Genomic DNA, 12788 nt, shown 5'->3' on the forward strand with positions numbered 1-12788 from the left:
CATGGCCCAGCAATGGGCATTTATGAATTTAGACCCGGACTACTCTGGCAGTTTTACTTTCTTTAATGAGTTGATTCCTAAATCATTCCATTATGAAAAAAAACTACCTGCATGTAATTTCCTTATTTGTTCTAGCTTTCCTATTGATTCATTGCAAAGATGATGATGACTCCCTTCCGGCAGACGATGGTCCTCCCACACAGGTGGAAGACCCTAATCCCGATATTATCAGTTTTACCCCTGCCTTGGGAAAAAAAGGAATCCAGGTGACTCTCAAGGGTGTCGACTTTGATGCGGAACCCGGCGGGAATACCGTCCGGTTCAATGGGGTGGCCAGCCAGATAGACACCGCTTCCGAGACCACTTTAGTGGTCACCGTTCCCGAAAACGCCACAACGGGAAAGATTACACTGGAGTCCCATGGCAAAACGTATACCTCTTTTCAGGATTTTACGGTTCTGCTGCCACCCCCTATTATTAGTGACTTTCAACCCAAAGAGGGGGTGGAAGGAGATGAAGTGACCATAACGGGTGAAAATTTTGGAGAAGATGCCAGTGCCGTGATCATACTTTTCCATGGTTCTGATCCCGTGGAAATACAAAGTATTTCCGACAATAAAATTGTTGTAATGGCACCAGATGCTTATTCCGGCCCTATCCAAATGGGAGTAAAAGACCAATACACCATAACCAGCGATGATTTTACTTATCTCCCATGGAGGCAAATGAAGGATTTTGAGCAGGGAAGACGATGGCATGGATTGACAGTCGTCATTAATGATAAAATATATATTGGCTTGGGTTATGTGCCCGATAGTAATCTAGCAGATTTATGGGAATACGACCCAAAGACAGACTCGTGGAAACAGATGGCTGATTTTATAGGAACCGAAAGAACCGATCCTTTTAGTTTTGTCATTGATGGGCATTTATACATAGGGGCGGGAGATGATGGAGTTTCCACAGAAGGTCCCAACGATTTTTACAGGTTTGACCCTAACACCAATACTTGGACCCAACTCGATGATTTTCCCGGAAATCCCAATCAAATGAGGGAAGTAGCAGCAACATTTACAATCAATGGCAAGGGATATGTGTATGGTGGCAGGCAAGGTATTCCAAACACACCTATTTACAATGATCTATGGGAATACGACCCAAAACTAGATACTTGGAAGGAAAAAAATGGCTTTGAAACAGCCGGAAGGACCGGCGCGGTAGGTTTTTCCCTAAATAGCAAGGGTTATATTGGACTTGGCTATAAAGTTGATTTATTATTGAACGATTTATGGGAATATAATCCCATAGATGATACATGGATAGAAAAGACATCTTTACCAGAAGGAATGGAAAGATATGGGGCCCGAAGTTTTACAATTGACAACAAGGCCTATGTTGGAATGGGAAACCATAAAACTGATTTTTGGGAGTTCAACCCTGAAGGTAATGGAACATGGAAAAAGAAATCAGATTTTCCGGATGAAGCTCGTTTTTGGCCCTTTGCGGCCCAAGTTAATGGAAAGGCCTATATAGGTTTTGGAAGAGATGACAGTCTTAGTTATTTAAAGGACATCTGGGAATATACCCCAGCACATGATCAATAAAATGATATTGACATATACGGTCAGTTCGAGTGGATTTTGCCCATTGCGATGGGCGAAATTTGTATCGAGAACCAAATTGTTCCACCACATCATAAGTTCTCGATACGATTTTCCACAGAAAATCACTCGAACTGACATCACAAATAAAAAAGCCGCTGTACAGCGGCTTTTTTTGAGGTTGAATCTTGCAATTCAAAAACAATACCTTGACGGTTACTTGAGTGGGGTGAACCCTTCAAGGTATCTAAGCAATAAACACTATCACATACTGATAAAGTTCAGTACCAACTATGATCCACACATAAGGCAGTCGTCATCCGCCTCGCCTTCTTTGGCCCGTGCTATAAGTTCTTTCATTTCCTCCGGGGTCATGGGTTTTATATCCACCTCCTGTTGTTCCACAGTAGTAGCCTGCACTTGAATTCCCTCTGCCCCTTTTGGTGTGGCCGCAACCACTTCCGCTTCAGCGGCAACACTAACAGGGACCTCCTTTTTCTTGGTGTTGTCCAAGGTAAATTTAATGGCATCAACTGCAGCCTTGGTCCTCAAGTAATACATTCCGGTCTTAAGTCCACTCTTCCAAGCGTAAAAATGCATGGAGGTCAATTTAGAGTAGTTGGCATTCTCCATGAACAGGTTCAACGATTGGCTTTGGTCAATGAAATACCCTCGTTGTCTGCTCATATCAATGATATCCTTCATGCTCAGCTCCCAAACCGTCTTGTAGAGTTCCTTAATGTCATCCGGAATCACATCAATGTGTTGGATGGACCCGTTGGCACGCATCAATTCCTGCTTTAGGTTTTCGTTCCATAGACCCAATTTTACCAAATCTTCCAAGAGGTGCTTGTTCACTACAATAAATTCCCCAGAGAGTACCCTTCGGGTATAAATGTTGGAAGTATAGGGTTCGAAACATTCGTTGTTCCCTAAAATTTGGGAAGTGGATGCTGTAGGCATGGGAGCAACCAACAAAGAATTACGTACTCCATGCTTCTTTACATCCTTTCTCAACTTGACCCAATCCCAACGCCCAGACAATTCCTCGTCCTTGATGCCCCAGAGGTTGTGCTGGAATTCTCCATTGGAAATAGGAGACCCTTCATAGCTGGAATAAACACCATCCGTTTTGGCTTCTTCCATGGAAGCGGATACTGCGGCAAAATACAAGGTCTCAAAAATCTCCTGGTTCAGTTGCTTGGCCTCATCGCTGGTAAACGGTAGGCGAAGCATGATAAAGGCATCCGCCAGCCCTTGAACACCCAAACCAACCGGACGATGGCGCATATTGGAGTTTTCGGCTTCTTTTACGGGATAATAATTACGATCTATGACCTTGTTGAGGTTTTTGGTAACACGCTTGGTCACCTTAAAGAGTTCTTTGTGATCAAACTTACCGTTCTTCACAAACATCGGTAAGGCGATGGACGCCAAATTGCATACGGCAACCTCATCAGGAGAAGTGTACTCCAGAATTTCGGTGCATAGATTGGAAGACCTTATCGTACCCAAGTTTTTCTGGTTGCTCTTTCTGTTGGCAGCGTCCTTGTACAGCATGTAAGGAGTTCCCGTTTCTATCTGGGATTCCAAAATCTTTTCCCAAAGGTCGCGTGCCTTAATGGTCTTTCTTCCCTTGCCTTCTGCTTCGTATTTGGTATATAGGGCTTCAAATTCTTCACTATGGTTGCTGAACAATCCAGGGCATTCATTAGGACACATGAGGGTCCATTCCCCATCCGCCTCTACGCGTTTCATGAACAAATCCGGTATCCACATGGCGTAGAACAAATCGCGTGCGCGCATCTCCTCTTTTCCATGGTTCTTTTTCAGATCAAGGAAATCATAGATATCGGCATGCCAAGGTTCCACATAAATGGCAAAACTTCCCTTTCGCTTACCACCGCCCTGATCTACATAACGGGCCGTATCATTAAATACCCGAAGCATGGGAACGATCCCGTTGGAAGTACCGTTGGTTCCGGCAATATAAGATCCTGTAGCCCTAACATTGTGAATAGAAAGTCCAATACCTCCTGCCGACTGGGAAATTTTGGCAGTCTGCTTTAGGGTATCATAAATGCCATCTATGCTATCGTCCTTCATGGCCAGCAAGAAGCAGGAAGACATCTGGGGTTTTGGAGTCCCAGAATTGAACAGGGTAGGCGTGGCATGGGTAAAATACTTTTTGGACATGAGCTCATAGGTCTCTATGGTCGAATCCAAATCATCCAAATGGATTCCCACGGCAACACGCATCAACATATGCTGCGGGCGTTCGGCAATCTTCCCATTTAATTTTAAGAGATAGGAACGTTCCAAGGTTTTAAAACCGAAATAATCGTAGCCAAAATCTCGGTTATATATAATCGTAGAATCCAGTTTTTCCGCATTTTCCGATACCACTTTGAAAACTTCATCGGATAAAAGCGGAGCTTTTTTACCGGTTCTTGGATTTACGTATTCGTATAAATCCTTCATGGTTTCGGAGAAGGACTTTTTGGTGTTCTTATGCAGGTTGGAAACCGAGATGCGCGCAGCCAACTTTGCATAATCTGGATGCGTAGTGGTCATAGTGGCCGCTATTTCTGCTGCCAGATTATCCAACTCAGATGTGGTCACCCCATCGTATAGCCCTTCAATGACTCGCATGGCTACCTTAACGGGATCGACCAGATTATTCAATCCATAACAAAGTTTTCTTACTCGAGCCGTGATCTTGTCGAACATCATCGGCTCTTTTCTTCCATCTCTTTTTACTACATACATGGGCTACAATTTTTTTTTAATGATACGCTTTTTGGTTTCGCCAATGGCACGCGCTCGCAGATTCATCCACAAGGTCAGAGGTCAAGTTTTCATGGTGTCCGGGGTAAGAGCACCTAGTTTGAAAGGTTGTTAGAAATCTGCGTCGAAGCTGATTTTTTGGGAGTCTGAGTCCTTTTCCTTATTCAGAACACCCGCTTTTTGGTATTCAGATACCCGTTTTTCAAAGAAATTGGTTTTTCCTTGAAGTGAAATCATATCCATAAAGTCGAATGGATTGGTTGCGTTGTATACCTTCTCACATTGCAGTTCCACCAAAAGTCGGTCCGTTACAAACTCAAGGTACTGGGTCATCAACTTCGCATTCATGCCAATTAAACTTACCGGCAAGGATTCGGTGATAAACTCTCGTTCAATATTCAGGGCATCAGTGATGATTTCAGTAATACGCTCCTTTGGCACTTTGTTCACCAAATGTTGATTGTGCAGATGTACCGCATAGTCACAATGCATCCCTTCGTCACGGGAAATCAATTCGTTGGAAAAGGTCAACCCCGGCATCAATCCTCTTTTCTTCAACCAGAAAATGGAACAGAAAGCCCCTGAAAAGAAAATCCCTTCCACTGCTGCAAAGGCGATCAACCGCTCTGCAAAACTTGGCGACTCGATCCATTTAAGTGCCCAATCTGCTTTTTTCTTGATAGCAGGAAAGTTTTCTATGGCTTTAAAAAGCACTCCTTTTTCCTTTTCATCTTTCACATAGGTGTCAATAAGCAAGGAATAAGTCTCCGAGTGGATGTTTTCCATCATAATCTGGAATCCATAGAAAAACTTGGCTTCCGAGTACTGCACTTCGTTGACAAAGTTCTCGGCCAAATTCTCATTTACAATACCATCTGAAGCGGCAAAAAAGGCCAAGATATGCTTGATGAAGTATTGCTCGTCATCGCTCAACTTATTGTTCCAGTCCGTTAAATCCTGGTGTAAATCAATTTCTTCAGCAGTCCAAAAACAAGCTTCACATTTCTTATACCATTCCCATAAATCATGGTGCTGGATGGGGAAAATGACAAATCTATCTTCGTTTTCTTCTAAAATGGGCTCTATAGCTGCTGACATAAATGGCGTGTTTAAAATTATGAACTGAGAGGTAATTTTCCCTACGAGAAGGGCTAACAAAGATTCAAAATTGAAACCAGAATCTAAAGCTGCATTTATTAAAACCAGCTCAAAGTTTTTAACACAACATGTTGAAATCTAGGTTGGGAAGTGATGTTTCTTAGGGTTGGGGGTTGTGGTAAAAAGTTGGGATATCCATCCTATGAACCCATGAATAAAAAAAGACCAAGAAGTATAAAAAAGTATACCTTTTGGCCTATGTTTTAATGGAAATTGCGTTTAGGTCGGTGTCTGTTTGATTACATCACCAAAAGTACGGCCATTCCCTGTTCCAATTCCGGAAAGTTGAGTCCTCAGGTAGTTCCCCCGAAACCTAAGAATCAACCGATGCCGTTCATTAACTTGGGATAAATTTTGCAAGCAGTTTCTAAAATCAAGAGGTTGGTTGCTACGGCCGTACGCTTGTTGGTAATGTATATGAACTTTTGGTTGGGGAAGTTATTCGGAAACCGCAACTTTCTCCCAATCCGTTTGCATTTTCAATTCCTTACTCTCCGATATTGCCGCGAAAATCAAAGCAACAATCAATAGAACAAATAATATTGCACATTTCTTCATTGGAGTAGGGTTTGATGGTCATTCATTATGACTAGACCAAAGTAAAAAACAAATCATCCGGGAATGTCCCGCTATGTATAAACGGTGCTCTTTTGTGTATAAATGGTTTTTTGATATTTTAATTTCCTACGGGGCCATAAGAAAAGAATTACAGAAAGAGGGAAGACCCGGGATTTTCCACTTCGTATCATTTTCTACCAATTATACGCACAAAACATCCATTAACACATAATTTCTATACCTTAATCATATTAATCCTAACTTTGATTCTTATTTAAACCGAGCATGTTAGAAGCTGTAATTGTAGATGACGAGGTCAAGGCCCTGCAAAGCTTAAGTTGGGAATTGACCAATCTATCCGATGAGGTGGATATAGTCGCATCCTTTACTGATGCACATGAGGCATTGTCCTATTTGGAGCGCAACACCCCAGATTGCCTTTTTCTGGATATTGAGATGCCCGCCATGGACGGTTTTCAGTTCATCAAAAACCTTAAGAACAAAAATTTTCCCGTTGTGATTACCACGGCCTATAACCAATATGCGTTGAAAGCGCTAAAGAATGAGGCCATTGATTACCTCTTGAAACCGATTGACACGGACGATTTGGAGGTGACCATAGAAAAAATAAAGAAGTACAATACCAAAAATATTACCTCTGAAAAACTGGAGAAAATCCTGCTGAATTTCAATGCGGATTCGCATAATAAGAAAATCACCATCAACACGGATGGAAAATTGCTGTTCTTAAACAGCGACGATATTCTTTATGCCGAATCTGATGGGAACTACAGCACTATTTTCTTGAGTGATGGACAAAAAATCCTTCTTACCAAGAAATTAAAGGAGGTGAACAACTTATTGCCCGACACCAGTTTTTTTAGGATTCACAATTCGTACATCATCAATCTCAATAAGATCAAAGAATTTTTAAAGACAGATGGATATGTGGTCTTGGAATCCAACCATAAAATCCCTGTCTCCCGGCAAAAGAAATCCGATTTTCTGGATATGCTGTAACTCCCACCAAAACCTGTGTTCCCTATACGACCTATACTAACCATCCCACAGATTAGTTTTCAAAAGAATACACTGATATTTCTTTTGCTGCTTTTGATGGGTTGGTTTTCCCAAGCACAGGAAGTACCTGAAGCTTTTAAGGAGAAAACGGAACGGCTCATCCAAATGCGTCCAAAGACCTATCTGGTCTTAAACACCGAGCTTAAATCTGAAAAAAGGGACACCACATTACTCCGCTATTTTGCCAATCAGTGTGAAGAAAACAACTATCTGGAAGGTCAAGCCTATGCCTTAGATCATATTGGAACCAAATACCGGAACATTTCCAGCTTTAAAAAGGCCGCGGACCTTCATCAAGAGGCATTGCAAATAGCGGAACAGGCCAACAACGTTGAGTTAAAAGTGCTAAGCTTAAACATGCTCGGCGTAGTTTATAGACGAAGTGATGCCATAAAAACAGCATTGGATTACAACCAGCAAGCGTTGGAACTTGCAGAGGAAGTGGAGAATCCATCACACCACATCCTCAGAAGTATCAATGTTTCCCTGAACTGTATTGGGGGGCTTTACCAAACCCTAGAGCAATACGATTTGGCCATTTTACAGTTTAAGAGAGCCCTAAAGTTAGAAGAGGAACTGGGAAATAAGCTTGGGCTGGCCATCAACCATCAAAATATTGGTGACTGCTTGGAGAACAAGGGGGATTTGGATGGAGCCTTGGAAAATTACCGTAAATCACTGGCTTATAACGAGGATATCAATTCTGCCTTCGGAAAGGCATTCTGCAAAAATAGTTTGGCCCAAATCTATCTAAAACAGGATATGCCCTATGCAGCACTTGTGCTGCTGGAGCCACTTCATGAACAAGCACAATCCATCGGGGATTTTTATTTGACCTCTTCCGTTTTCATAAATACAGGTTGGGCCCAAACAGCACTAGGTAGTTTTAATAAAGCTGAAAAACTTATCCAAGATGGGTTGGAAATGGCACAAAACCACAATTTACCCAGCAATATTCTGTACGGTTATCAAAAAATGTCCGATTTGGAATCAGCGCGGGGCGATTTTAAAGCAGCTTACGATTACTATAAAAGGGCAGATGAGTATGACGAAGAGATTTCCAGCGCTACGAATTTCAGGTACATGAACGATGTAATCGTGCGCTACGAAGCCGATAAAAAGAACAACCAAATTTCCGTATTGGCCAAGGAAAACGAGATTGTCCGGTTAAGATTGCGAAAAAATCAGACCACGCTTTTGGTCAGTGCCTTGATAGTTGGACTTATCTCCTCCATTCTTTACATTTTATACCGACAATATCAGAGCAAGAACGAAAAACGGGTGCTCAGCTTGGAGCAGAATATGCTCCGCAGTCAAATGAACCCCCATTTTTTGTTCAACTCCTTGAATTCCATCAAGCTATACATCATCAACAACGAGCAAAAAAATGCGGTACATTACCTCAACAAGTTCTCCAAACTGGTGCGAAAAATATTGGAAGCTTCTTCGTTAAAAGAAATTTCCCTGGCTGAAGAATTGGAAACTGTTGAGCTCTATATGAACATAGAGAACATCCGTTTTTCCAACGAGATCGATTTTAATATCAACATTGGCGATGGTATTAATCCAGAGAACATCAAAATCCCATCTCTGGCACTACAACCCTTTTTGGAAAACTCTCTATGGCATGGACTTTCGCCGAAGGAGGGTGAAAAAAAGATTTGCCTGAATGTAAAACAGAAGAGCCCGGGCCATATCACTCTTGAGATTATTGACAATGGCGTGGGAAGGGGTGCAGCCCAGGTTAACAAGGAGAACCGGGTGCTCAAAAGAAAATCTGTTGGGATTCGGATTACCAAGGAACGTTTTGCAAATTTCTCCAAGGACTATCAGAACAATTTTGATGTGGACATTGTGGACCTTTTTGATGAGCAGGGCAAACCCAAGGGCACCAAGGTCGTTTTGGATATTCCTACGATTTAGTTTTTTCCTGGGCCACTTCTTCCAACTCAGCGTACCAAGCTTCTCCAAATTTTCTTATCAAAGCCTCCTTCACGAACTTATAAATGGGTACTTTCAGTTCCTCCCCCAATTGGCATGCTGGGTCGCAGATTTCCCATCTGTGATAGTTGACAGCGGTAAATTCGGAATATTCCCGGGTGCGGACAGGGTATAAATGGCAAGATATCGGCTTTTTCCAGTCAACAGCCCCATCAAGATAAGCGGCCTCAATGCCACATTTGGTGATTCCTTTTTCGTCATAAACAACATAGGCGCACTCACTTTTGTTGACCAATGGGGTTTCCCATTCCCCATCCTCTCCTTTAACAAAGGCCCCTTGCTCCATTATGGCTTCCACTCCTTCCGACCTGAGGTAAGGTTTGACCTGGGGAAAGATGTCGACCAAAATTTCTGTTTCCTCCTCCTCAAGGGGCGCACCGTACTCCCCATCCACACAACAGGCCCCTTTGCATGCATTCAGATTGCATACAAAATCATGATCTATGATCTCTTCGGATACAATGGTCTTTTCAATTTGGAACATGTTGTTTGCCGTATTTTTCGCAAAGTTAAAAATTGATAATTTATTCATTTAGATGATAATCCAAAAGCACTTTTAACACGTACATTTGCGTACTAAATTGAGGTGTTATGAACTTTAGTTTTAAAGAAATAGTTACCGCAAGCATGGTACTGTTCGCCGTTATAGACATTTTAGGTAGCATCCCTATCATTTTATCGCTTCGAAAAAAGGTTGGGCACATTCAATCCGAGAAAGCATCCATAGTAGCGGCGGTGATCATGACCGCATTTCTATTTGTTGGAGAAAGTATTTTGAAGCTCATTGGTATCGATGTAAACTCTTTTGCCGTTGCAGGGGCGTTCGTTATCTTTTTTCTAGCATTGGAAATGGTATTGGGCATAACGCTGTTCAAGGACGATGAGACCGAGACTGCCTCTGTGGTCCCCATAGCTTTTCCTTTAATTGCCGGGGCAGGAACGCTAACCTCAATTTTGGCTTTGCGGGCAGAATATCATGTGGAGAATATTGTGGTGGCCATAGTGGTAAACATTATCTTTGTATACCTTGTTTTGAAATCCAGTGCTAAAATTGAGAGGGTTTTGAGCAAGAATGGCCTAAGTGTTATTCGAAAGGTGTTTGGAGTAATTCTACTGGCCATAGCGGTGAAACTTTTCGCCACCAACGTCAATCAGCTATTAGCACATTGATGCTCCAATATTTCGCATATGAATAAAACCTTGACGATCGTCTTAATTCTATTGGCCTTGGGTCTTATAGCCTACAACATAACCTTGGTGGATTTTTCCAATCCCTTTCAAGGTGACAGCACCATCGCCTTGATCGGTATAGTGGCGCCGTTGTGTGCCATTGTACTATTGCTCATTTTTGCCACTTCCAAGAAAATAGATAAAAAACTTAAAGAGGATTGAGGGATTGCCCAAATAGGTATCACAACTCTGAACTGATAATTCGATAAGTTTGCTTAATCCTTTAGTTTGATGGCTCCTACTTCGGCCTGATTAAAAATATCCTGGTCCAGCTCCTTTACCTTGTCCAACATGGCATCGTGCTCCCCCTTTATTTGAGCTGATAGATTGGGTGAGAACAGTTGTTCGGCTATGTTGGCCTTTAAGAAATCCTTGATTTTATCTTCTTGTTCGTAGAAATCCAAACTGATCTTTCTGTTCAACACAAACTGGATGAACTCATCAAACAAAATATCATCCACCCTAAAATCGTCCAGAAATTCGTTTTTGCTCAGATAGGAGTAGCGGGTTCTGTCTTGTTCCAAATGTTCAAATACAAATCGGGAAAAGAACTCGGCCCCATCCATGCTTTCCACAGCTTCTTCCTCATTGGTTCCGATGGGTACGAACACATCGGGAATAATTCCTCCTCCACCATATACAATCTTACCTCCCGGTGTAACAAACTTTAACGAATCGGCCACCTTTATGCTGTCCACGGAGACCATTTCCCCATTTCGGTACCGTTCCATAAAGGTTTGATAATAATCCCTATGTCCCTTTTTGTATGAACGTTGTATGGAACGTCCGGTAGGGGTATAGTATCGTGATACGGTCAAACGCACGGCCGAGCCATCACCAAGATCCATTTCGCGTTGCACCAATCCTTTTCCAAAGGAGCGTCTTCCTACTATGGTTCCTATGTCATTGTCCTGGAGTGCCCCCGCAATAATTTCGCTAGCGGAAGCGGACCGTTCATTGATCAACACGTAGACCGGCTTGTCCTCAAAGTCTCCTTTTTTGGTGGCAAAGGCCTTTTTCACCCTTCCTTTTTTGTTTTTGGTGAATAAAATCAATTTATCATCCTCCAAAAATTCATCGGCCAACTTTTCGGCTATGCCCAGGTATCCTCCCGGATTGTCCCTTAAATCCAAAACCAGTTTTTCCGCACCTCTAAGTTTTAATTTTCTTAGTGCATCTTTGAACTCGCCAAAGGTGGATTCGGCAAAGCGGTTGATTTTGATATAACCCATATCACTGGTAAGCATATAATACGAATCCACACTCCGGATTGGCACCCTATCCCGGGTCACCGTAACATCCAATGTTCGATTATCCGATTTGCGAAAGACCTTAAGGTCAACCTTGGTACCAATTTTTCCTTTAAGGGTGGAAACTATTTCATTGTTCGCGATTCTTCGTCCGAACAAGGTGTCCTTATCGGCAATTAGAATTCGGTCTCCCGCTTTGATGCCGCTTTTATGGCTTGGACCATTTTTTATGGTCCGGATTACGGTAATGGTATCCCGGTACATATAGAAACTAATCCCGATGCCCACAAAATCGCCTTTCATATTCTCGGACACCTCTTCCATTTCACTTCGTGGGATATACACCGAGTGCGGATCCAACTTGCCTAGAATATTGTTTACGGTTACATCAACAATGCTATCCGTATCAATATCATCCACATATTCGTAATCGATATAATCAATAAGGCGATTGAGCTTGTCTTTTTTGGAGTTGGTGCTGAAAAGTTTTTCAGGGCTATCATCAAAGTGAAGTTTGCCTCCAATAAAAATCCCTACGGCCAAAACAAAGGCCAGCAGGGTAGGTACAATATATTGATATTTCTTTTTCATAGTTTAAATGGTGGGGTTAGACCATTTCTTCCAAAATGGGTAGATGATGTGTCTCCACTCCTGCCCGTTCCAAAAACCGCAATCCGGAATCATCCTTGTAGGCGGTTTGATATACCACACGTTTTATGCCAGCCTGATGCACCAGCTTGCTGCATTCCCTGCATGGCGAAAGTGTGATATATAGTGTGGCACCTTCACAGGATTGGGTGGAGGACGCAACTTTCAAAATGGCGTTGGCCTCAGCATGCAAAACATACCACTTGGTATATCCTTCTTCGTCCTCACAATAATTTTCGAAGCCTGTGGGGGTTCCGTTGTAACCATCAGATATGATCATCCGGTCTTTTACGATTATGGCACCTACTTGTTTTCGTTTACAATGGGACAGTTTTCCCCATTCCTTGGCCATTCGCAAATAAGCCTTATCGTATTTTTCTTGTTTGGACTCCTTCATACGGCGAAAAATCGCACTTTATCTTTTAAATATACCGGCTTTGAAAGACCCGTACAACCTTATTCAATTAATTTTAAC

General features: G+C 42.3%; 10 protein-coding genes. 5 read left to right on the forward strand and 5 right to left on the reverse strand.

Annotated features, from left to right (window positions below):
• Nucleotides 1-92: 92 nt before the first annotated feature.
• A complete protein-coding gene (locus BUC10_RS12125; protein ID WP_073179924.1) occupies nucleotides 93-1604 on the forward strand; it encodes a Kelch repeat-containing protein in 1512 nt (503 codons plus the stop codon).
• 288 nt (nucleotides 1605-1892) lie between these two features.
• Here BUC10_RS12125 and BUC10_RS12130 read toward each other — a convergent pair whose 3' ends face one another.
• Both BUC10_RS12130 and BUC10_RS12135 read right to left on the reverse strand, forming a co-directional pair.
• Nucleotides 1893-4370 (reverse strand): ribonucleoside-diphosphate reductase subunit alpha, encoded by a 2478-nt coding sequence (locus tag BUC10_RS12130; RefSeq protein WP_073179926.1) that lies wholly within the window; start codon nucleotides 4368-4370, stop codon nucleotides 1893-1895.
• A 129-nt stretch (nucleotides 4371-4499) separates the two neighbouring features.
• On the reverse strand, nucleotides 4500-5486 hold the full coding sequence (locus tag BUC10_RS12135; RefSeq protein WP_073179928.1) for a ribonucleotide-diphosphate reductase subunit beta: 987 nt from the start codon (nucleotides 5484-5486) through the stop codon (nucleotides 4500-4502).
• A gap of 903 nt (nucleotides 5487-6389) precedes the next feature.
• On the opposite strand from BUC10_RS12135, the gene BUC10_RS12140 reads away from it, so the two are divergent.
• On the forward strand, nucleotides 6390-7124 hold the full coding sequence (locus tag BUC10_RS12140; RefSeq protein WP_073179930.1) for a LytR/AlgR family response regulator transcription factor: 735 nt from the start codon (nucleotides 6390-6392) through the stop codon (nucleotides 7122-7124).
• Nucleotides 7125-7139: 15 nt separating this feature from the next.
• Nucleotides 7140-9107, forward strand: a complete 1968-nt coding sequence (locus tag BUC10_RS12145) for a tetratricopeptide repeat protein (protein ID WP_245812822.1) — start codon at nucleotides 7140-7142, stop codon at nucleotides 9105-9107.
• On the opposite strand, the gene BUC10_RS12150 is transcribed toward BUC10_RS12145, so the two are convergent.
• The gene (locus tag BUC10_RS12150; protein ID WP_073180141.1) at nucleotides 9097-9669 is read right to left on the reverse strand and encodes a DUF3109 family protein; all 573 of its coding nucleotides are present in this window, start codon (nucleotides 9667-9669) and stop codon (nucleotides 9097-9099) included. The two genes, BUC10_RS12145 and BUC10_RS12150, sit on opposite strands and share 11 nt — an antisense overlap.
• A 107-nt stretch (nucleotides 9670-9776) precedes the next feature.
• Between BUC10_RS12150 and BUC10_RS12155 the strand changes: the two genes are divergently transcribed.
• On the forward strand, nucleotides 9777-10355 hold the full coding sequence (locus BUC10_RS12155) for a MarC family protein (protein WP_073179933.1): 579 nt from the start codon (nucleotides 9777-9779) through the stop codon (nucleotides 10353-10355).
• Nucleotides 10356-10373: 18 nt separating this feature from the next.
• On the forward strand, nucleotides 10374-10577 hold the full coding sequence (locus BUC10_RS12160) for a hypothetical protein (protein ID WP_073179935.1): 204 nt from the start codon (nucleotides 10374-10376) through the stop codon (nucleotides 10575-10577).
• Nucleotides 10578-10630: 53 nt separating this feature from the next.
• Here the strand turns inward: BUC10_RS12160 and BUC10_RS12165 are convergent, their stop codons facing one another.
• Complete coding sequence (locus BUC10_RS12165; protein ID WP_073179937.1) at nucleotides 10631-12256, reverse strand: S41 family peptidase; 1626 nt, start codon at nucleotides 12254-12256, stop codon at nucleotides 10631-10633.
• 16 nt (nucleotides 12257-12272) lie between these two features.
• Nucleotides 12273-12710 carry a deoxycytidylate deaminase gene (locus BUC10_RS12170; protein WP_073179939.1) on the reverse strand — a complete coding sequence of 146 codons (438 nt, stop codon included), beginning with the start codon at nucleotides 12708-12710 and terminating at the stop codon, nucleotides 12273-12275.
• Nucleotides 12711-12788 lie beyond the last annotated feature (78 nt).

Source organism: Flagellimonas flava, assembly GCF_900129665.1.
Taxonomy (GTDB): Bacteria; Bacteroidota; Bacteroidia; order Flavobacteriales; family Flavobacteriaceae; genus Flagellimonas; species Flagellimonas flava.